2 protein-coding genes (1 of these 2 only partly in view) are annotated in these 26,120 nt (G+C 41.8%); both read left to right on the top strand.

The genetic code is table 11. From position 1 onward, the window contains the following. Positions 1-13 precede the first annotated feature (13 nt). Positions 14-1,804, top strand: a complete 1,791-nt coding sequence (locus O0550_RS15720; protein ID WP_258426783.1) for an ABC transporter ATP-binding protein — start codon at positions 14-16, stop codon at positions 1,802-1,804. A gap of 530 nt (positions 1,805-2,334) precedes the next feature. Then, positions 2,335-26,120, top strand: the 5' portion of a protein-coding gene (locus tag O0550_RS15715) for a non-ribosomal peptide synthase/polyketide synthase (protein WP_258426782.1). The gene runs 12,787 nt beyond the window's last position; only the first 23,786 of its 36,573 coding nucleotides appear in the window; it begins with the start codon at positions 2,335-2,337; its stop codon lies off the right edge, out of view.

Genomic DNA, 26,120 nt, shown 5'->3' with positions numbered 1-26,120 from the left:
TGGGAGGAATACAATGGGATTACACGGACTTCAAAAGGCCTATTTGGAATGGAAGGATATGCTAATATTTCTAAAATCACGACGGCGGGCTTATCTATTCGCTTTACTGGCTGACTGCACCATCATGGGGGCATTACCAGTCGCGATCAGCTTTGCGCTCAACGAACTAATTACGGCATCAGTTAATGGCAGCGTAGAGTCATTGGTTCGATCCTCCATCCTGATAAGTCTAACCTTTCTTTTTTTTAGTGCAGCAGTTCCTTTTATTCACTATAGTCTGCAACGAATCATAAAAAAGACGATGGCCGATATTAGAGTAACGCTGTACGAACATCTTACCAAGCTGCCCGTTTCTTATTTTGAAGCTAATCATCCTGGTGAAATGGTATCACGTATCATTAACGATGCACACAACATGGAAGAGGCATATGGAGAAAGTATGCGCAATATTTTGCAAAATGTGATGACTTTGGTGATGGTAACTACCACAATGCTGATCATGGATTGGAGATTCTCTCTCATTTTTATCGTGCTAGGACTTGGCATCACGTTTGTAAATATTCGGTTTGTTCAGCCGTTGAGGGAGACAAATGATCGACTTCAAGCTACATTGGGAGAAATAACAGCAAAGATAGCCGGTTTTATAGAAGGATTGCCTATTATTAAAACCTTTTCTGCCGGGAATAAGGTTAGAGAGGATCTAGCTGATACAAATAAGGAGCTAACACAAACCGCTAATAGTCAGGGTTTTAAGACAGGGCTATTAGATGCTATCAATTTTTTGTTTAGTTTTGTGATGTTCGGCGGTATGTTAGTTGTTGGGTTGTTTATCTATACCAAAAATGAATTAGGTGTCTTGGGACAACTAGTGCAGTTACAGACAACTATGGTGTTTATTTTCCTAGAGTTTGGCAGAATTATTGCTTCCCTGCAACATTCCTTATCGGGCTCAGCTAGAGTGTATGGTCTATTGAATCACCCTGTTGAACAAATTGATCTGGTCATCTCTCGTGAAAAATCTGAAAAACAGTCCAATCATGTCAAAAGTTGCTCATCTACCGAGGCATTCTCGTTACACGATGTTGTCCTACAACGCGGCATGAATCAGGTATTAAATCATGTTTCTCTTTCGGTTGGGGCCGGTGAACTAACTGCGGTTGTCGGAACAAGTGGTTCTGGTAAAAGTACGTTATTAAAAGCGCTTTTAGGATTTTATCCCCCTGCGGAAGGGGATATTTATTACTTTGCTAAAAACGTAAAAGCTCACACGCTTACACAGGTGAGGGAATTGATAGCCTACGTTCCTCAGGAACCGCATTTATTTGAAGGCACGATTGAAGAAAATATTAGATTCGGGAGACCAGATGCAGAAATGGAAGAGCTTGTTGACGCAGCTAAGGCGGCATTTGCGCACGAGTTTATACTGGAGCTACCTGATGGATACAAAACACGAATTGGAGAGGACAAGGTACGTTTATCAGGAGGACAACGCCAGCGAATTGCCATTGCCCGGGCTTTACTATCGAAAGCTCCCATTGTTTTATTTGATGAGCCTACGTCTGCTCTAGATTCACATTCAGAAACATGTGTGCGGGAAGCGATTCGTGCATTAAAGGGGCAACGTACGGTGATGATCGTAACACATCAAAGGCAAACAGCAGAAATTGCAGATGTCATTTTTGTGATGGAACAGGGGGCTATTGTGGATCATGGATCACCTAATGAGATAAAAGCGAAAGAAGGCCCGTACCAACGTTTATTTGCAGAGGAAAACAATTCTAACGAAGCTATCACGATCTACTAATACAGTGCGATCATGTTTAGGATTTGCTACATATTTTCATCTTAGGATTCATTGAGATATTAAGTGAAGTTCATAAAATTTACAAAAAAACAGATGGAAGAATAATACTGATATGTTATAATAAGTTTCGAGTGTTTATTTATTATTAAAATATTTTTTTGTGAAATATGCGATTGTGTTATATACAGTAGTTTCACGTTTTTTGCTGAAAAAATATGTTATGTATAAAGAGAGGAGGCCAATTATGGTAGCATACTACCGTTTCAATTATCCTTGAACAAAGAGGTGATGGTGAATATGTATTAACTTTATCCATAAACAAAAAATCTTTCACATCATGATGGTTCCTCTTCATAACTTACGATTTTTCCTCAAGCATTTCCTACATCTAAAGACATAACTCCCGTAATAGAGATTACGTTAATTTTTCCTAACATACAGTCAAACCCTGCAGCATGTCGCATCCACATAGTAAGCAATCATAGTATTTTTTATAAGAAACTATAATGTCTAACAAGAGGTGCAGCAATATGAATAAGGATTTGATTCAATTATTTTCGTTGACTCAGCCTCAACAAAGGATTTGGTACTCCGAATTACTTTTTCCAAATACGGGTGTGTCGTCGATTTCATCGATCGTTAAACTGAGAGGAAATATCAATCTAAGTGCCCTGCAACAAGCTCTAAATATGATTATTGGACTGCATGATTCCCTCCGGATTCAATTAACTTCTCAAAATGGATTTCCTCAGCAATATGTGGAGGAGCATAGTGATAAAGAGTTCGAATGTTTAGATTTTTCTGGTGTTGACGGGGAAGCTCAAGCATTGAAGTGGCTGGATGAACATAATCGTACACCTTTTGAACTTTTCCATTCGGAGTTGTATACATTCACCATCTGCAAGATTAGCGATCAAGAATATTGGTATAACCTCAAAATTCATCATATTGTTTGCGACGGAATCTCTGCAAATATGTTCATGAATCAAGTGAACAAATGCTATTCTCAGATTGCAAATGGTGAGCCTTTAGAAATAGCTGCAAATCATGCTTACTTCGACTTTATACAAATGGAGCAGGACTACGAGAAATCAGAGCGTTATCAAAAGGATAAGACGTATTGGGTTGATAAATTTAGCACTTTACCTGAAGTGATAGGGTTTAAATCATATAATCCGTTTACTCAAAGCACTGCTGGTATACGAAAAAATATAATCTTGGAAGACAGTTTGTATCATAGCCTGTACGATTTTTGCAAACAAACAAATAGCAGTATGCTAACAGTCTTTATGACTGCGATGTACATCTATATGCATAAAAAGACAGCGCAGAATGATGTTTCTATTGGTACATTCTATGCAAATAGAACAACCAAAAAGGAAAAAGAAATGGTAGGAATGTTCGTTAGTACAGTACCTACACGAGTATTTGTAGATCCTGACATGGACCTACTAGCGCTTCTGCAAGCCGTATCTAAAGAGCAGATTTCGATCCTACGCCATCAAAGGTTCCCATACAATCAAATGATGCAAGACGTGCGAGAAACGCATCAGCATAAGGATCTTCAACGTCTCTTTGGCGTATCTGTACAGTACCGGGCGATGGATTATCCGCAATATGAAAATGTGAAAGTCGAAGTTGTTGAAAATTTTTGTGGAGACGTTATCAATGACTTTGAGATGAACGTGATTGAATTAGATAATGAAAAGATTAATCTTCAACTAAACTATCGAGCACAGTTGTTTACAGATGAAGAGATGGAACAACTAGTTCAACAGTTCTCTACCATTATTGAAACAATCATTCATCATCCTACTTCAAAAATTGCAGACATATCCCTACTTGGTGAAGAAGAGAAGAATGTCATTTTATCTGAATTTAATAATACGTTAGTTGACTATCCGCGGGAAAAGTTGATTCATCAGCTGTTTGAAGAACAAGCAGCACGTATACCCGATGAAGCGGCTGTAATTTTCGAAGGGAAGCAACTCACTTACCGGGAACTGAATGAAAGAGCGAATCAGTTAGCGCGAAAGCTACGTGCTGAAGGAGTAGTAGCCGATCAATTAGTTGGAATCATGGCGGAACGATCATTAGAGATGATGATTGGAATTTTTGGGATTTTAAAAGCTGGCGGTGCATATATGCCGATTGATCCGGAATTTCCAGAGGAAAGAATCCGCTATATGCTAGAAGATTCAAATGCAAAGCTACTTTTGACCCAGAATCATTTGGTGGAGCGAGTAACTTTTGCCGGGAAAATAGTAGATATCAATGATGCTCAAAGCTATCACCAAGATGGTTCGAATTTGGAAGCGATAAATGGTCCGAATCACTTAGCCTATGTTATTTATACATCAGGTTCTACAGGCAAGCCTAAAGGAGTTATGATAGAACATCATTCAGTTATAAATCGACTGATGTGGATGCATGCAAAATACCCTATTTCATCCGCTGACACCATTATGCAAAAAACAGCGATTACGTTTGACGTATCAGTATGGGAGCTATTCTGGTGGTCGATGGTGGGTTCCAAAATGTGCCTATTATCTGTAGGAGGAGAAAAGAACCCTGAGCAAATCTTAAAGACAATAGCCGAGCATCGCATTACAACAATGCATTTTGTTCCGGCAATGTTGCACGCTTTCTTGGATTATGTTGAGCAACAATCACCTGAGATTGTAAAAGAAAAGCTTCAATCTTTACGTCAGGTTTTTGCGAGTGGTGAAGCATTGCCGCCACAGCATGTAGATAGATTCCGCCGAGCAATTTCTTCAGTATGTCAAGCTAGATTGATCAATTTATATGGACCGACTGAGGCTACTGTAGATGTTACGTATTTTGATTGTGATACAGATGAGGAACTAGCTGCAATTCCAATCGGTAAACCTATATATAATACCCAACTTTACATCGTCCAAGCTGATTCTGTGAACCTTCAACCGATTGGGATAGCAGGTGAGCTATGCATTGCTGGGGTCGGTTTAGCTAGAGGGTACCTGAATCGACCGGAGCTTACGGAAGAGAAATTTGTGAAAAATCCGTTTGCCCCAGGAGAACGAATGTATAGAACGGGAGACTTAGCAAGATGGTTACCAGATGGAAATATTGAATATTTGGGTCGGATTGATCACCAAGTAAAAATCCGTGGCTACCGTATTGAGCTTGGCGAAGTCGAGTTGCAGCTATTGAAAATAGAAGCGATACAAGAAGCGGTGGTAATTGTTAGAGAAGATGCAAGCGGTCAAAAGCAAATGTGCGCCTATTATGTAGCGAACAAGCAGCTGACTGTAGGTGAGCTAAGAGCCGACCTTTCCCGAGAATTACCTACATATATGGTTCCATCCTATTTTGTTCAAATGGATAAAATGCCACTGTCTCCAAATGGCAAGATTGATCGTAAAATGCTACCAGCACCAGAGGAGAGTATCCAAACGGGTGTAGAGTATGTAGCACCTCGCACTGCTATAGAGCAGACATTGGTATCCATTTGGCAGGCTGTTCTAGGAGCTAAGAAAATTAGTGTATTGGATAATTTCTTTGATCTGGGAGGAGACTCTATCAAGTCTATTCAGATCTCTTCTAGGATGCTTCAGGCAGGCTATAAGCTGGAAATGAAGGATTTGTTCACCTATCCAACCATTGCCCAATTAAGCCAACATATTCAGTTAGTTACGAAGATTGCTGATCAGAGTGAGGTAGTGGGGGCTACATTATTAACTCCAATTCAGCACTGGTTCTTTGAGCAAAAACTAGTTGAACAAAACCATTATAACCAAGCTTTCATGCTTTTCATGGAAAAAGGTTTTAATGAAACATTGCTTCGGATGACCATGGAAAAGATCGCCATTCATCATGACGCGTTACGAATGATTGTTCGCGAAACAGAAAATGGTTATGAAACGTGGCATCGAGGGGTAGAGGAGGGCGAGCTGTATAGTCTTGAAGTAATAGATTTGAGAAGTGAAATAGACTGCGCCCGACTCATCGAAACGAAAGTAAATGAAATTCAAGGCAGTATTTCTCTGACTGAAGGCCCATTACTAAAAATGGGACTATTCCAGTGTCAAGAAGGAGATCACCTGCTGATTGTTATTCACCATTTGGCAGTTGATGGAGTTTCGTGGCGAATTTTATTCGAAGATATCGCAAGCGGTTATGAACAAGCACTTCGAGGGGAAACCATCAGCTTCCCGCAAAAGACAGATTCCTTCCAAAAGTGGGCAGAGCAACTCTCTGATTATGCTAAAAGTGATGAATTGCAGCGTGAAAAAGCTTACTGGAAGCAAATCGAACAAGTTACAACTATAGATTTGCCAAAGGACTTTATCCAAGAACAATCGGTCATTGCGGATAGTGAAATTGTAGAAATTCAATGGACTGAGCAAGATACAGAACAATTATTGAAACAATCAAATCGTGCCTACAACACGGAAGTTAACGACTTATTGCTTACTGCGTTAGGGATGGCATTACACGATTGGACGGGCAATCATCAATTTTTGGTGAATGTAGAGGGCCATGGTCGCGAGTTGATTCATCAAGATATCGATGTTACTCGGACGGTAGGCTGGTTTACCAGCTTGTACCCTGTCATGCTCCAAATGGATGGGGATCAGGAAATCTCTCGTCGTATTAAGCAGGTCAAAGAAATGTTGCGTCAAATTCCGCAGAAGGGTTTAGGATACGGCATTTTACGATATTTGGATAAATCCGAGAAGAAGAACATAAGTAATTTGGAGCCTGAAATCAGTTTTAACTACTTGGGGCAATTTGATCAGGACTTACAGCATAATGATCTTCAGCTTTCTCATTATTCAAGTGGAGCATTTGTGAGTCCGCGGGCCAAGAGAAACTATACTCTTGACTTGAATGCGATGGTCACCAATGGATCGTTGAAGCTTACGATTAGTTACAGCAGTAAAGAATATCGTACCGAAACGATGCAGCAACTAGCAAAACACTTACAAGCCAGCCTACAACAGATAATTGCCCATTGCGTGACAAAAGAACAGGTAGAGCTAACACCAAGTGACCTATTAATAAAAGACCTGACAGTTGAAGAGCTTGAGCGATTAGTAGAACAGACCGCAGATATTGGTGAAATTGAGAATGTTTATTATTTAACACCAATGCAGAAGGGGATGTTCTTCCACAACCTGATGGATTCATACTCAGGGGCGTATTTTGAGCAATTAACGTTTACCATAAAGGGCAGCTTTGATGTCATCACTTTTGGGAAGAGTCTAGATGTCTTTACCCAAAGGCATGCGACGTTAAGAACCAATTTTTATAATGGTTTAAAAGATGACCCTATTCAGGTTGTATTCCGTCAGAAAAATAGTGAGCTATATTATGAAGATTTGCGAGAAATGAGCGAAGCTGAACGTGAGGAACATCTGAGTAGCTATGCCGAAAAGGATAAAAGCAGAGGGTTTGATTTAGCAGAAGATTCTTTGATGCGGGTATCCATTTTGCGATTGACAGCGGATACGTACCATTTTGTTTGGAGTTTCCATCATATCGTGATGGACGGCTGGTGCCTGCCAATTATGACTAAAGAGGTGTTTGAAGGCTATTTTGCTATCCTACAAAATAGACAACCTAAATGGGAAGCTGTAACGCCATATAGCCAGTACATCGATTGGTTAGAGCATCAACATGAAGAAGAGAAAACGAGATACTGGAGTGAGTATTTGGCAGAATACGAGGGTCAAACGATTTTGCCCAAAGAAAAACATCCAAATAAAGAAGGCTATTCTGCTAAGAAAGTGATCAACGTTCTTGATAAGACGCTTGTAGAGCGAATGGATCAGGTAGCTAAACAGCATCAGGTAACAATTAATACGTTCATGCAGACTGCATGGGGGCTTTTATTACAGAAATACAATGGTAATCACGATGTTGTTTTTGGCAGTGTCGTTTCAGGAAGAACAGCTGATATAGCAGGAATTGAAGGTGTCATTGGCTTATTTATTAACACCATTCCGGTTCGGGTTCGTTGCGAGGGAACAGATACGCTAAGTGAAGTATTGCGAAAGGTGCAAGGACAAGCTCTGCAATCGCATGCTTACGATACGCATCCGCTCTATAAAATTCAAGGGCTGACGGAACAAAAACAAGATTTAATTAACCATATTATGATATTCGAAAACTATCCGATCGATCATGAGATGGAGCAGTTGGGGATTGGAAAACAAGCCAACTTCTCAATTGCAGATGTAAAAGTAACAGAACAAACAAACTATGATTTAAACATAGCTGTCGTGCCGGGCGAAGAGATGAAGCTTATGCTGGATTATAATGCACAGGTATTTGATGAAGCTGGCATTAAGCGAATTGCGATGCACTTTGTTCAAATGCTGGAGCAAATTATTGAAAATCCAGATGCCCGTATAAATGAATTGGAAGCTGTAACACCTGTTGAGAAGGAGCAGATTCTCAATGTGTTCAATGATACGCAGGCTGACTATCCTAGTGAGCAGACCGTTTACCAGTTATTTGAAGAGCACGTAGCGAAAAACCCTGATAAAGTGGCAGTTGTTTATGAAGAAAAACCATTAACTTATCGTGAATTGAATGCGAAAGCTAATCAACTGGCTCGAACTCTGCGAGAAGAGGGAATTCAGAAAAACGAACTAGTCGGTATCATGGTAGAACGTTCGTTAGAAATGATAATAGGTATCTTTGGGGTATTAAAAGCTGGAGGCGCCTACGTTCCTATTGATCCAGAATATCCAGAAGAGCGGATTCGTTATATGCTGGAGGATTCCGGGGCTAAGCTGTTGCTCACCCAAAGCCATTTACAGGAGCAAATCACCTTTAATGGAACACTCCTAATGCTAGATGATGAGAAAGTGTATAACGCAGACGATACCAATGTTGAATCGATTACTGGACCAAATGATTTGGCTTATGTCATATACACATCTGGAACTACAGGTAAACCAAAGGGTGTTATGGTAGAGCATCATGGTCTGTGCAATTTAAAAACGTATTTTGAATACAATTTGGGACTTAGCGCGGATGATCGAATCGTGCAGTTTGCCAGCGTGTCATTTGATGCAGCGTGCGCAGAATTTTTCAAAGCCTTTATTTGTGGCGGAACCCTATATATACCTTCTACCTCCATCATTATGAATTATCGTTTGTTCGAGGACTATATTACTTCCAATCAAATAACTGTCGCGGCATTGCCTCCTACTTATGCAATATATCTGGAGCCAAGCAATCTGCCTAGCTTAAAAACACTGATCACTGCTGGGTCTGCTTCCTCTGTTGAATTAGTGCAGAAATGGAAAGATCACGTGTCGTATTTCAATGCCTACGGTCCGACTGAGGATACGATTTGCTCCTCCGTATGGTCTTATGATCGCGAGTCAATGCCAGAAAACGTTGTGCCTATCGGTCGACCTCTTAAGAACCATCGCATCTACATTGTTGATGCAGAAGGTCATTTGCTACCTATCGGTGTTGCAGGCGAACTATGCATTGCTGGTGTTGGGTTAGCACGGGGTTATCTGAATCGCCCAGAGCTTACTGAAGAAAAATTTGTGAACAGCCGTTTCAGAGCAGGGGAACGAATGTACAAAACGGGCGATCTGGCTAGATGGATGTCAGATGGTACCATTGAATATTTGGGTCGAATTGATCATCAGGTAAAAATCCGTGGGTACCGTATTGAGCTGGGTGAGGTTGAAGCGCAGCTACTGAAGGTAGATACGGTTCAAGAAGCTATTGTCATCGCAAGAGATGACGAGGCAGGACAAAAGCATTTATGTGCCTATTTTGTTGCTGAAAGCCTGCTGAGTATGGCCAAGCTTAGAAGCGAATTATCTCATGAATTACCTAATTACATGATACCAAGCTACTTTGTGCAATTAGAGCAAATGCCACTTACCTCAAATGGAAAAATTGATCGCAAAGCGCTACCTGCACCAGAAGGAAACGTAGACACTGGGGTTGAGTATATAGCCCCACGCAATGAAGTCGAACAACTGTTGGCAGCTATTTGGAAAACAATCTTAGGCAGTCAGCAAGTCGGTATCTTGGATAATTTCTTTGATCTGGGTGGAGATTCTATCAAAGCAATCCAGGTTTCTTCCCGCCTACTTCAATCTGAATATAAGCTGGAAATGAAGGATTTGTTTAAATATCCAACTGTAGAGATGTTAAGCCCACGTCTCCAACTGATTAGCAAAATGGCGGATCAAGGGGAAGTAGTAGGTCAAGTAGAACTTACCCCGATACAGCGGTGGTTCTTTGAACAGATGCCAGTTGAACCGCATCATTTCAATCAAGCCTACATGTTATATCGTAAGCAAGGCTTTACAGAGTCTGCGCTTCGCGAGGTGATGCAAAAGCTGGTCTCTCATCACGATGCCTTACGAATGGTATTTAAAGAGACCGAGAGTGGATTCGAAGCACGAAACCGTGGAGTGGATGAAGGGGATTTATATACCCTAGAAGTGATTAATCTCAAAGAAACCCCGGATTGCTCCAAAGCGATTGAAAAGAAAGCAACCGAAATTCAAAGTAGTATCAATATAAATGAGGGTCCGCTCCTGAAACTTGGTTTGTTCCATTGCTCAGATGGAGACCATTTATTAATGGTTATTCATCACTTGGTAGTAGACGGAATTTCATGGCGTATTTTATTCGAAGACCTTGCTACAGGCTATGAACAAGCAATGAATGGGGCAGCCATTCAATTACCACAAAAAACAGATTCGTTCCAAACATGGGCTGAACAGTTATCACTTTATGCGAATAGTGCGGCTATGGAGAACGAACAAAAGTACTGGCAGCGACTAGAGCAAATGGAGATGCAATTACTTCCTAAGGATCATGTACAAGCCAAGAAGCTGGTTCGCGATAGTGAAATGATTACCGTTCAATGGACCGAACAGGAAACGGAACAATTGCTAAAGCAAGCAAATCGCGCATATGGAACAGAAGTAAATGATCTGCTGCTCACTGCACTTGGTATGACAATCCATGCATGGACAGGTATGGAGCAAATCTTCGTAAATCTTGAAGGGCATGGTAGAGAGGACATCGTTCGGGATATTGATATCACTCGTACAGTAGGATGGTTTACAAGTCAGTATCCAGTAGTTGTAGAGGTACAAGCCGATAAGAATCTGTCTCAACAAATTAAGGGAGTAAAGGAAGGGTTGCGTCAGATTCCTAACAAAGGAATTGGCTATGGCATCTTAAGGTATTTATCAGCACTGCAAGGTAATCCAATATTCAAGCTAGAGCCTGAGATCAGCTTTAATTACCTGGGGCAGTTTGATCAGGACTATCAAAATAATGAGATGCAATTATCACCGTATTCTGTTGGAGATGTTGTAAGTGAACAGATAGAAATGAAAACCGCTTTAAATATAAACGGCATGATTTCTAATGGACGCTTGGAGATGACCATCAGATACAGTAAGAAAGAATACAAGAAAGAAACAATGGAAGAAGTAGCTAAGCTATTGCAGTCTTCGCTACAGAATGTGATTACACACTGCGTGGCGAGAAAAAGCACAGAGCTTACTCCAAGTGATGTTTTATTAGCTGGTCTAAGCATTGAAGAGCTTGATCAGTTAGTAGAACGAATGAAAGAAACGGGTGAAATCGAGAACGTATATGAATTAACCCCGATGCAGAAGGGTATGTATTTCCACAGCTTGATGAATCCTCATTCAGGTGCATACTTTGAGCAAACATCCTTTGATTTGACAGGAAGCTTTGATCTCACCGCGTTTGCTAAAAGCTTAGATGCATGGGTACAACGGCATGAGGCACTGCGGACAAATTTTTACAATGGCTTTAAAGATCAGCCTATACAAGTGGTGTATCGTCATAAAAATGGTGAACTTTATTATGAGGACCTACGCGAAATGGATGCGGCAACCCGTAATTCCTATATGGCCAATTATAAGAGAGAAGACAAGGCAAAAGGATTTGATTTAGCCAAGGATTCCTTGATTCGTGTATCCGTTCTTCGTATGGAGGAAGAAAAGTACCGCCTTATTTGGAGTTTCCACCATATCGTGATGGACGGCTGGTGCGTGTCTATCATGGTGAAGGAAGTATTTGGTGGATACAATGCAATTCGAGAAAATAGACAACCTGAGTATACTGCCCTAACACCGTATAGCCATTATATTGAATGGCTGGGACGCCAAGATCAGGAGAGTGCAGCTAGTTACTGGAGCGAGTATTTAGCTGGCTATGAACAACAAACCCTACTGATACATGATAGAAAGCAGGGTAAGGAAGACAAAGCTTATGCGGCAACCAAATTACACTTCACATTTAGTAAAGAACTTACGAAGAGATTGGATCAAGCAGCTAAGCAGAATCAAGTAACAATCAATACGTTGATGCAGACTGCATGGGGAATTATGCTCCAGAAATACAATAATCACCACGATGCCGTCTTTGGCAGTGTGGTTTCTGGAAGACCGGCTGACATTCCTGGCGTTGAAAACATTCTTGGATTGTTTATTAATACAATCCCGGTCCGTATTCGTTGTGAAGCAGAGGAAACGGCTGCACAGGTAATGAGAAGAATTCAGGAGCAAGCATTGGCATCGAATGCGTATGATACCTATCCACTCTATGATATACAGGCGCTCACAGAACAAAAACAGGATTTAATCAATCACATTATGGTGTTTGAGAATTATCCAATGGAACAGCAGATTGAGCAATTGGGAAGCACTGGACAATCCAAATTTGCAATTGGAAATATCGAGACAGTGGAACAGACGAACTATGACCTCAACCTGATCATTATGCCTGGGGAAGAGCTGGGGATTTGCTACGGCTATAATTCCTTGGTATATGATCAAACCAGCATCGAACAAATCCAGGGCCATTTTGTCCATATCGTAGAGCAAATTACGTCTAACCCACAATTGCGTGTGAACGAATTAGAACTGGTTACTGCGGTAGAAAAAGAACAAATTTTAACAGTGTTCAATGATACAAAAGAGACTTATCCGCAGGACATCATGCTTCATCAATTGTTTGAACGTCAGGCAAAACGTACACCAGACCAGATAGCGGTTGTTTGCGAGCATGAGAAGCTTACCTATCGTGAACTAAATGCACGAGCTAATCAATTAGCAAGAACATTGCGTAAACAGGGGATAAAAGCCGATCAATTAGTTGGTATTATGGCTGAACGCTCGCTAGAAATGATTGTCGGTGTGTTAGGCATCTTAAAAGCTGGCGGGGCCTATGTTCCAATTGATCCTGAGTATCCTGAGGAACGCATCAGCTACATGCTTGAGGATGCGAAAGCTACTTTACTCCTGACACAGGGTCATCTACAGGAGAGAGTATCATTTACAGGTAAAATCCTATTGTTAGATGAGGAAACATCCTACCAGACACTAGCTTCTAATCTTAGAGCGATACATGGACCACAAGATTTGGCTTATGTTATCTATACGTCTGGAACAACAGGCAAGCCTAAGGGTGTTATGGTAGAGCATGCCAGCATTGTCAACACAATACTTTGGAAGGCGAATGCTTATCAGTTTTCACTAGAAGATCGCGTGCTTATGGTAACTCCATTTGTATTCGATCCATTCCTTACCCATTTATTTGGACCGCTGGCATCTGGTTCAACCGTATATGTATTGCTTGACGAAGAAAGTAAGGACCCGGAAGCGATCAAAAAAGCAATTACTCAACACCAAATGACACATTTCCAGAGCTCACCTAGCTTTTTATGGGCAATTGTCGAAACAATGAATCCTCAAGATTTACTGTCAGTAAAAAACATTGTAGTTGGTGGAGAGAAGATTGTTGCCTCCCTTGTAAAAAAAGTGGCGGAACTGAACCCGAGCATTGAAATTTGCAATGAATATGGCCCTACTGAAAGCAGTGTAGTTACTACATCACTATCCATAACGCAGCCAGAACAGGAGCTATCAATTGGCCGACCAATTGCAAACAAACAGGTGTATATCCTAGATCAGCACAATCAGCTTCAGCCAGTAGGCGTAGCTGGAGAACTGTGCATTGCAGGTACAGGATTGGCTAGAGGATATTTGCATCTTCCACAGCTTTCAACAGAGAAGTTCGTGGACAATCCGTTTACTCCAGAAGAGAAGATGTATAAGACTGGGGACTTGGCGAGATGGTTACCGGATGGAAATATTGAATATGTAGGGCGTATTGACCATCAGGTGAAAATTCGTGGGTATCGGATCGAGCTTGGCGAGGTGGAAGCCCACCTGTTACGAATCGATTCTGTACAAGAGGCTATTGTGGTTGCGCGTGAAGAGCAAGAGGGGCAGAAGCACCTATGCGCGTATTTCGTAGCAGATAAGCAGGTAACTGTGGGTGAGATTCGAAACGTACTGGCTCAGGAATTACCTAGCTTTATGATTCCCGCGTTCTTTATACAACTAGAACAAATGCCTCTTACTACAAACGGAAAGATTGATCGCAAGGCACTCCCTGCACCAGAGGGTGGCGTGCAAACAGGAGTTGAGTATGTAGAGCCGCGTACACCGGTTGAACAAACATTGGTTTCGATTTGGCAGGCTGTCTTGGGAAGTCAACAGATTGGTATTTTAGAGAACTTCCTAGATCTTGGGGGAGACTCTATCAAAGCTATTCAGGTATCTTCCAGATTGCTCCAAGCAGGCTATAAGCTTGAGATTAAAGATTTGTTCAAATATCCAACTGTAGCTCAGTTAAGTCCGCATCTTCAAGTGGTTAGCAAAATCGCAGACCAAAGGGAAGTAGTTGGTTCAATAAAGCTAACGCCAATTCATCACTGGCTTTTTGAACAAAAATCGGCTGAGCCGCACCATTTTAACCAAGCAGTCACCCTGTATCAAGAGCAAGGATTCGATGAAGTGGTACTGCGTCAAGTAATACAAAAGATTGTAGAGCATCACGATGCTTTGCGAATGGTTTTCAAAGAGACCGAAGCTGGTTTTGAGGCTTGGAATCGCGGGATAGATGAAGGAGAGCTATACAGTCTTGAAATAATAGATGTGAGAAACGAACGTGAAGTGGCCCAGATAATTGAGGCGAAAGCAAATGAGATTCAAAGCAGCATCAACATAACGGAAGGTCCACTACTGAAGCTTGGACTTTTCAAATGTTTAGATGGTGATCATTTGCTGATCGTAATTCACCACTTGGCCGTTGATGGCGTCTCTTGGCGAATTCTATTTGAGGACATTGCATCAGGTTATGAACAAGCATTGAATGGACAAGTGATTCGTCTCCCTCAAAAAACCGATTCCTTCCAAACTTGGGCTGAACAGTTGTCTCATTATGCCAACAGTCCGACGATGGAAGCTGAGCGAGCTTATTGGAATCAAATTGAACAAAGTAAGATGATACCGATACCGAAAGATAAGGTTCTGGATAAGTCATATGTACGAGATGGACAAATCGTTACAATACGCTGGACAGAGCAAGAAACAGAACAGCTCCTAAAACAGGCAAATCGTGCCTACAATACAGAAGTTAATGATCTGTTATTAACAGCGCTTGGAATGGCTATTCATGCGTGGACTGGTACGGAACAAGTATTGGTAAATTTAGAAGGCCATGGTCGGGAATCTATCGTTCCAGATATTGATATTTCACGTACAGTTGGCTGGTTTACTAGTCAGTTCCCAGTTGTTTTACAAACCAGTGCGAACCAACATATCGGTCAGCGGATTAAGACTATTAAAGAGGGACTGCGTCAAATTCCGCAAAAAGGTATTGGCTACGGCATTCTCAGATATCTATCTGAACCTAAAGACGGTATGACATTCATGGCGGAGCCTGAGATCACATTTAACTATTTGGGACAATTTGATCAGGATTTACAGCGTAATGAAATGCAATTTTCGCCTTATTCAAGTGGCGAAGCTGTCAGTCAGGATAAGGAACGCAGATACACTCTGGATATGAATGGTTTGATTACCAAAGGTGCATTAGAGCTTACGATTGGCTTTAACGGCAGGGAATATCAGCACGAAACGATTATGCATATCGCTGATCTGTTACGTTCTAGCCTGCAAGAGATCATCAGACACTGCGTAGCTTTGGAACGTGCAGAATTGACTCCAAGTGATATTTTATTAAAAGGCCTGACGATTCAAGAACTGGAACGATTAGTGGAGGGTACACAACACCTTGGTGAGATTGAAAACGTCTATCCGTTGACACCAATGCAAAAGGGTATGTATTTCCACAGTTTGATGAATCCATCGTCTGGAGCTTACTTTGAACAAACGACATTTGACTTAAAAGGAAGCTTTGATGTCATTGCGTTTGGAAAAAGTTTAGAAATCTTGACGCAAAGACATGTTGCATTACGAACAAATTTCTACAATGGTTTAAAGGACTTACCCGTACAAGTGGCTTATCGAAACAAACGCAGTGAGCTTTATTATGAAGATTTGCGTCAAATGGATAAGGCAACGCGTGATGCCTATCTCGCTAATTTTGCTGTTGAAGATAAGGCGAAAGGTTTTGATTTGGCCCAAGATTCACTCATTCGGGTGTCAATCTTACGCACAGATGAAAAAGTGTATCACTTGATCTGGAGCTTCCATCATATCGTGATGGATGGCTGGTGCTTATCTCTTATGACAAAAGAAGTGTTTGGCAGCTATTTCGCTATTCGAGGAAATAAGCAACCTGAGCTTGGAGATATAACACCTTATAGCAACTATATCGAGTGGCTGGAAAATCAGGATGAGGATAAGGCATCAGATTACTGGAGTGAGTATCTGTCTGGTTATAACCAGCAAACCTTACTGCCAAAAGGAAAGATGTCAAACAAACCTGAGGGTTATTCCGCTTCGAAGTTCACTCATCAGCTTGGCAAGGAGCTAACCGAGCATTTGCATCAGATAGCAAAACAAACACAAGTAACAATTAATACGCTGGTACAAGCAGCATGGGGAGTTACCTTGCAAAAATATAATGATAGCCAAGATGTTGTTTTCGGAAGTGTTGTCTCTGGAAGACCAACCGAAATTCCTGGAATTGAAAACATTATTGGGCTATTTATCAACACAGTTCCTGTTCGTATTCGTTGCACAAAGGAAGAATCTTTTGCGGATGTAATGATTCGTGGTCAGGAGCAGGCTTTAGCATCTCAAGCATTTGATACTTATCCGCTATACGACATCCAACGACTATCTGCACAAAAACAAGATTTGATCAACCATATTATTGTGTTTGAAAATTATCCAATGGGCGAACAAATTGAGCAGTTGGGCAATGGCGATGATGAGGGCTTTGAGATTTCTAATATCCAAATAATGGAACAAACCAACTATGACTTCAACCTATCTATTATTCCAGGAGAAAATATGGATATTTGCTCCGAGTACAATGCAGTTGTCTATGATCAGGATAGCATTCAACAGATTCTAGGCCATTTTGTACACATTTTGGAGCAAATTGCGGAGAATCCACACATTCGTGTCAACGAGCTGGAATTAATAACAGTACCAGAAAAGGCACAAATCCTAGAAGGATTTAATGACACTGACATGGATTATCCTCATGCAATGACCATTCAACAGCTATTTGAGGCACAGGTAGAAGGTGCACCAGATCAGGTAGCGGTTGTTTATGAGGGAAGTCAGCTAACATACCGTGAGTTAAATGAAAAGGCAAATCAACTGGCCCATACATTGAGAGTTGCTGAAGTACGAGCTGATCAATTGGTAGGGATCATGGCTGAACGTTCAGTAGAAATGATAGTCGGTATTCTTGCGATTTTAAAAGCCGGCGCAGCCTATGTACCGATTGACCCTGAGTATCCTGAGGAACGCATTAGCTATATGCTCGAGGATGCGGGAGCCAAACTGCTGCTAACGCAAACTCATTTGCGGGAGCGTGTAGCTTTTACAGGCAGCATCGTTATGCTAGATGATGCAGAAGCATATAGTCACGATCATTCCAATCTAAAACCAATTCAAGGACCAGATCATTTAGCCTATGTGATTTATACTTCTGGAACTACAGGTAAGCCAAAAGGTGTCATGATTGAGCATCAACAATTGACAGCGATGGCCCATGCTTGGAAAGTAGCCTATGGATTAGGTGAAGAGCGACCAACAGTATTGCAGTGGGCAAGCTTCTCCTTTGACGTATTTACAGGTGATTATGTCCGGGCATTACTGCATGGCGGAACATTGATTATATGCCCAAGTCATTCCAGATTAGAGCCTGCGAGTATCTATGACCTAATCAGAGGGCATAAGGTTACTATTTTTGAATCAACACCAGCCATTGTCGTACCGCTCATGGATTACATTTATGACAACAAATTGGACGTGCTTTCCTTAAAAACGCTAATTGTTGGTTCCGATCAATGTCCGCCAGATGCCTTCGCGACCTTGCTAACTCGATTTGGCTCGCACATGCGTATTCTTAACAGCTATGGGGTAACTGAGGCGTGCATTGATTCTAGCTTCTTTGAACAGACTGACTCCCTTTTCGCTATGAATATACCGATTGGTAAACCGTTGCCTAATGTTAACATGTACGTTTTACATGAAAACAACGTGATGCAGCCTATCGGGATACCAGGCGAGCTGTATATAGCTGGAAAAGGTGTGGGACGTGGCTACTTGAATCGTCCAGAGCTGACAGCAGAGAAGTTTGTAGAGAATCCGTTTGTTGCAGGAGAGCGGATGTATCGAACAGGCGACTTGGTAAGATGGTTACCGAATGGCAATATTGAATATCTGGGTCGGATCGATCATCAGGTAAAAATCCGCGGGAACCGAATTGAATTAGGAGAAGTAGAAACACAGCTCCTAAAAATCGCGAAGATAAAAGAAAATGTTGTCGTTGCACAAGAGGACCAAGCAGGAAGAAAGTATTTGTGCGCTTATTTCGTAGCAGATCAAAAACTATCTTCAAGTGAGCTAAGAGAGGCTTTGTCACAAGTACTTCCGAGTTTCATGGTTCCTTCGTATTTCATGCAAGTAGAGCAACTACCGCTTACACCGAATGGAAAAATCGATCGTAGTGCGTTGCCAATTCCAGATGGAACTATCGAGAATGAAATCGAATACGTGGAACCTCGCACAGCGGCAGAGAGAATGCTGGTTTCCATTTGGCAAGCTGTTTTGGGTACAAAAGCAATCGGGATCATGGATAATTTCTTTGATCTTGGCGGTGACTCGATCAAATCTATACAAGTTTCTTCGCGCTTATTGCAGGCAGGTTATAAGCTGGAGATGAAAGATTTATTTAGCTATCCAACTATAGCTGAACTAAGCAAGCATATTCATTCGGTTACAAGAATAGCTGATCAAGGAGAAGTAATAGGGGAAGCGTTGTTAACTCCGATTCAACGCTGGTTCTTTGAGCAATCCTATGCAGACTCAGATCACTATAACCAAGCGATGATGCTATACCGGGCAGAAGGCTTTGATGAAACCGCCCTTCATAAAGCAATGGATAAAATCACGGAACACCATGATGCACTACGGATGGTCATTCGCGAATCTGAAGGCGAGTATCAGGCATGGTACCGTGGAGTAGGTGAAGGGGAAGTCTATAGTCTCGATGTTTTTGATTTCAAAAATGTGAGCAACTGCGCTCAAGCGATTGAAGAGAAAGCAATTCAGTTGCAGGAGAGCATCAGCATGAGTGAAGGACCGCTTCTAAGGCTTGGGTTATTCCAATGCGAGGATGGAGATCATCTGCTGATTGTGATCCACCATCTAGTTGTAGATGGGGTTTCGTGGAGAATCTTGTTTGAGGATATTGCAAGTGGTTATGAACAAGCTGTGAAGGGAGAAGCTATTCGCTTCCCATATAAAACAGACTCGTTCCGTACTTGGGCAGAGCAGTTATCCCGATACGCGAATAGCGAACAAATCGAGCTAGAGCGTAAATACTGGCAGCAAATCGACCAAACAAAAACCTCCCCATTACCAAAAGATAACAGACATGTTGCTTCGTTGATGAAGGATGTTGAGTCTGTCACTGTTCATTGGACAGAGCAGGAAACCGAGCAATTGTTAAAACAAGCAAACCGAGCTTATAACACAGAGGTAAATGACCTATTGCTGGCAGCCTTAAGCTTAGCACTTCATTCTTGGGCAGGAATGGAACAAGTGCTGATAAATATGGAGGGACACGGCAGAGAGGCTATTCTTTCAGATGTCGACATCACACGTACCGTAGGATGGTTCACGAGTCAATATCCTGTCCTGCTACAGATGAATGCAGGCAAACAGATGTCAACATTAATAAAAACAACTAAAGAAGGTCTTCGCCAAATACCTCAAAAGGGAATTGGCTACGGTATCCTAAGATATTTATCTGACAGCCGTGAGGAGCATGCATTCACATCTGAACCTGAGATTAGCTTTAATTATCTCGGTCAGTTTGATCAGGACTTGCAAAACAATGCTATTGAGCTATCTCCATATTCAAAAGGCTCAGACATGAGTGAAAATGCGACGATGCAATATGCCATGGATATGAATGGCATGATTTCGAATGGCGCCTTGTCAATGACAATCCATTACAGCGGCAAAGAGTATCATCGCGAAACGGTGGAGCAGTTCACTAAGCTTTTGCAAGAGAGTCTACGTCAAGTAATTGAACACTGCGTATCGAAAGAACGTACAGAACTGACGCCAAGTGATGTTTTACTAAAAGGATTGACGGTAGAAGAGCTTGAACAGATTGAAGCAAAAACCAAACATCTTGGTGAAATTGGAAACATTTATGAAATGACGCCAATGCAGAAGGGAATGTGGTTCCATAGTCTCATGGATCCGCAATCAGGAGCTTATTTTGAACAAACGGCATTTGATGTGCTTGGACGCTTTGATGCTACCGTTTTCGGACAAAGCTTACAAATGCTGTTCCAACGCCACGAGATTTTTAGAACAAGCTTCTACAATGACTGGAAGGATCAACCAGTTCAAGTTGTCTTCCAAAATAGAGCCCATGTTCTTCATTATGAAGAGCTGCTGGGAATGGATAAAGCTGAACAGGAATTGTATTTGAAAGACTTTATCCAAAGGGATAAAGAAACAGGATTTGATCTTAGCCAGGATACGCTGTTGCGGATATCCGTATTACGAACAGGTACGGAGGAATACAGAGTCATCTGGAGTTCCCATCATATTCTAATGGATGGCTGGTGCTTATCTCTGGTTGCTCAAGAGGTGTTTGAATGCTACTTTGCCATCATGCAAAATAGAGAACCGAGATTGACTGAGGTTCCGCCATATAGTGCCTATATTGAATGGTTAGAGCGTCAGGACATGCAGGAAGCATCTAGCTATTGGAGCAATTATTTGGCTGGGTATGACCAACAAACGACAGTGCCAAAAGATAAACTTCCAAGAAAAGAACTTCCGGTTTTCGACCATCGTTTCTGCGATTTGAGTCGAGAACTGACTGTGCAGATGAATGGGCTTGCAAGAAAACAGCAGGTGACAATCTATACGTTAATGCAGACTGTGTGGGGTCTGATGCTTCAGAAATATAATGGTAGTAAAGATGTTGTTTTCGGAAGCGTTGTTTCAGGAAGACCGGCTGATATTCCAGATGTAGAGAGCATGATTGGTTTGTTCATTAATACCATACCGATTCGTGTTCGTTCTGAGGCTGGTGATACAATTGCTGAGGTGATGAAACGAAGTCAAGAGCATGCAATAGCATCTCATGCGTATGACACGTATCCACTTTATGAAATCCAAGCCTTGTCTGAACAAAAACAAGATTTGATTAACCATATTATGGTGTTTGAAAACTATCCGATGGAACAACAGATGGAGCAAGTCGGTGGTAATAATCCAGAAGCCTTTGAGGTTGCTAACGTTTCGATTGTAGAACAGACAAACTATGACTTTAATCTAAATATTCTTCCTGGGGAAGAAATTAGAGTCCATATCGAGTACAATGCGTCTGTCTTTGATCAAGCAGGAATTGACAGGATTTTGGGCCATTTTGTTCACATGCTGCAGCAAGTGGTCAATGATCCACAGGTATCTATAGATCAACTGGAACTGGTAACCGCTGAAGAAAAAGCACAAATCTTACTTCAATCAAACAACGTAATAGCTGATTATCAGGAAGAGAAGACTGTCCAGCAATTGTTTGAGAATCAGGTAGAGCGTACACCAGATCAAGTGGCAATTGTGTGCGAAGACGAGCAGTTGACTTATCGAGAACTAAATGAACGAGCAAATCAGTTAGCCAGAACCTTGAGAAGTAAGGGCGTACAAGCTGATCAACTGATAGGGATCATGGTGGAGCGTTCTGTTGAGATGATGATTGGGATTTTAGGAATTCTAAAAGCGGGTGCTGCTTATGTTCCGATTGATCCTGAGTATCCTGAAGAACGTATCAGCTACATGCTAGAGGATGCGAGAGCAAGCCTGATTGTTACACAAAGCCACTTACAAGATCGTGTTGCCTTTATGGGAAGCATGGTGCTTCTGGATAAGCCAGAGTCTTATAATGAAAATGGCTCAAATCTGGAACCGATACAAGCACCAAATCACCTGGCTTATGTCATCTATACGTCAGGAACAACTGGTAAGCCAAAAGGTGTCATGATTGAGCACAAGCAATTAACTGCTATGTCAAATGCTTGGAAAGTAGCCTATGGGTTACATGAACAACATCCAAAAGTCTTGCAATGGGCTAGTTTTGCCTTCGACGTATTCACAGGTGATTATGTACGTGCTCTCTTACATGGCGGGGAATTAGTTATTTGCCCAAGTCATGTCAGATTGGACCCTACTAGTATCTATGAGCTAATTAGTAAGCATCAGGTTAACATTTTTGAATCAACACCAGCTATCGTGATTCCTCTTATGGATTACGTCTACGAGAACCAGCTAGATATCCATACATTAAAAACGCTGATTGTAGGTTCAGACCAATGCCCTGTAGAAGCTTTTGCTCAGTTGCTCAGTAGATTTGGTGAACAGATGCGCATTCTTAACAGCTATGGTGTGACAGAAGCGTGCATTGATTCAAGCTTCTATGAGCAGACGACAAATCTCTTGTCGTTGAATCTACCGATAGGAAAGCCGTTGCCTAACGTAAAAATGTACGTTTTAGATGAGAATCGTGCAATACAGCCTGTAGGAATTCCAGGTGAGTTGTATATTTCTGGAATAGGTGTGGGGCGTGGTTACCTGAATCGCCCTGAACTGACAGCAGAAAAATTTGTAGACAGTCCATTTGTCGACAACGAAAGATTGTACAGAACAGGTGATCTAGTCAGATGGCTACCAGATGGCAATATCGAATATGTAGGCCGAATCGACCATCAAGTTAAGATTCGTGGAAACCGAATTGAGCTAGGTGAAATAGAAGCACAGCTATTGAAGATACATGCGATTGAAGAAGTTGTGGTGATAGCTCAGGAGGATTCAGTTGGACAAAAGCATCTATGCGCCTACTTTGTAGCTGACGATCAGCTTATCGTGAGCGATTTGAGAGCAACGCTTATGCAAGAGCTACCTGCATATATGCTCCCTTCATACTTTGTGCAGCTTGAGGAGCTACCACTAACACCAAACGGAAAAATTGATCGAAAAGCATTACCTGCCCCAGAGGGTAGTCTGCAAACGGGAGTAGAGCATGTAGCACCACGCACTTCATTGGAACTTTCCTTAGCGCAGATTTGGGCAGAGGTACTAGGCTTATCAGACATTGGAGTGAAGGACAACTTCTTTGATATTGGAGGCCACTCGTTACGTGCGACAACTTTAGTGGCTAAAATACACAAAGAGTTGGGGCTAAACGTAGCGTTACGGGACGTATTTAGCTCACCAACGATTGAGCAAATGGCAGCAAAAATTACAGATACAAACTCTCAAGCTACGTATGCTTCTGTACCTATTGTTGAGCAAAGAGATTACTATCCTGTCTCATCCGCTCAAAAACGATTGTATGTCTTAGGTCAGATGGAAGGTGGAGAGCTCAGCTACAATATGCCGAGCGTTCTTCTAATAGAGGGTCCACTTAAGCGAACATCCTTAGAAGAAGCCTTTAGAAAATTGATTGAACGACATGAAGCACTGCGAACTGGCTTTGAAATGATAAACGGAGAGCCAATTCAGCGGGTGTATCAGGAAGTAGAGTTTGAAGTAGAGTATGCCCAGGCAACTGAAGAAGAAGCGAAGCATCTAATTAGAGCTTTTGTTCGCGCATTTGATTTGGAAAAAGCGCCGCTTCTCAGAGTCGGACTTATCGAGCTTGGCATAAATCGACACCTTCTCCTGTTTGATATACACCACATTGTTTCTGATGGCGCATCTTCAAGCATTCTGATACATGAGTTCGTTCAATTATACAAAGGTGAGGAGCTGCCAGCGCTTCGAATTCAATACAAGGATTATGCAGTGTGGCAACAAGAGGAAGTACAAAGCCAACAAATGAACAAGCAGGAAGAATATTGGCTAGATGTTTTCCACGGAGAAATTCCAGTCTTGGATATGCCAACGGACTTTGTCAGACCTGCGATACAAACTTATCAGGGAGATACTTTTGATTTCTTCATTGACAAAGAACGTAGTAAGGGATTAAAAGAGATCGCAGCTCAGACTGGTTCTACTTTATTTATGGTTTTGCTGGCTAGCTATTCCACGATGCTTCACAAATATAGCGGACAAGAAGATATCATCATCGGAACGCCAATTGCTGGTAGACCTCATGCTGATTTAGAAAACTTAATTGGTATGTTTATTAATACATTAGCGATCCGGACTCAGCCTGCAAAAGAAAAATCCTTCTATTCGTTCGTGCAAGAAGTCAAGGAACATGCGTTAGAAGCATTTGAGAATCAGGAGTATCCGTTCGAGGAACTGGTAGAACAATTGCACCTGGCTCGTGACTTCAGTCGAAATCCATTATTTGACACAATGTTTATCATGCAAAATACGGAGAATGAGGAGTTTGCTATTGAAGACTTGACATTTACTCCTTATGCAGATGAGCATGGTGTTGCCAAGTTTGATTTAACATTGAATGCAGTGGAAGAAGCAGAGGGCATCAGATGTGGAATGGAATATGCTACCTCACTATACAAGCGTGAGACCATAGAACGGATGGCAGAACATTTCCTACAGGTGATCGATGGTATTATTAATGATCCACATGAAAAGCTGGCTACTCTTGAGATGATAACAGCTAGAGAGAAAGCGTTCATTCTTGAAACGTTTAATGATACAACAGCAGAATATCCTCGTGAACAAACGATTCACCAGTTATTTGAGGATCAGGTGATGCGCACACCAGATCAAGTGGCCGTGGTTTACGAAGGACAGCAGTTGACATTCCGTGAACTAAATGAACGAGCTAACCAATTGGCACGCACACTACGTGCTGAAGGTGTTCAGTCAGATCAGCTAGTCGGTATTATGGTGGATCGTTCTTTAGAAATGATGATCGGATTATTAGGTATCTTGAAGGCCGGCGGGGCTTACGTACCGATTGATCCAGAATATCCAGAAGAACGTATCCGTTACATGCTAGAGGACGCTGGAGCCAAACTGGTCGTCATGCAAAATCAATTGCACGATCGCCTTACTTTTGTAAACAGACGTATCTCATTAGATGAAGAAGCCTCTTATCATCATGATGGCTCAAATCTAGATGCGTTGGGTAGTTCCGATGATTTGGCTTATGTCATCTATACGTCTGGATCAACAGGTAAACCAAAAGGGGTTATGCTTCAGCATCAGTCGGTCGTAAACCTGATACAAGGTATCACAGATCGAATTGAATTTGTTCAAGGCAAGTCGCTCTTATCTGTTACCACGATCTCGTTTGATATCTTCGTGTTAGAGACATTCCTAGCATTAAGTAAAGGAGTAAAAGTCGTTCTAGCTAATACAGATCAGCAAACAGATCCAAAAGCATTGAGTGATGTGATTGTCGAACAACAAATAGACATGATTCAAATGACGCCATCTCGGATGCAGATGTTGCTATCGTCTAACGAGCTAGAGTGCTTGCAACAGCTACAAGTAATTATGCTAGGCGGAGAAGCACTGTCTACTTCCTTGCTGGAGGCGTTACGCAAGAATACATCTGCAAGTCTATACAATATGTATGGACCAACGGAAACCACTGTATGGTCGTCAGTCGGAGATGTGACAGATGAGGAGCAAATAACAATCGGTAAGCCGCTTCTCAATACACGCTTCTATCTGTTAAATGCTGAGGGTCAGCCACAACCGATCGGGGTTGCAGGGGAGCTGTGCATCGCAGGTGAAGGATTGGCAAGAGGCTATTGGAATCGTCCTGAGCTTACGGCAGAGAAGTTTGTTGAGAATCCGTT

This window comes from Brevibacillus halotolerans (genome assembly GCF_026891775.1).
In the GTDB taxonomy this organism is placed as follows: Bacteria; Bacillota; Bacilli; order Brevibacillales; family Brevibacillaceae; genus Brevibacillus_B; species Brevibacillus_B halotolerans.
The sequence above is the reverse complement of the archived record's forward strand: the minus strand, read 5'-3'. Positions and strand labels throughout refer to the sequence as shown.

What these genes read in the sequence shown, in the direction of transcription:
- O0550_RS15720 (WP_258426783.1), top strand. Translation starts at nt 14, where the DNA reads ATGGGATTACACGGACTTCAAAAGGCCTATTTGGAATGGAAGGATATG.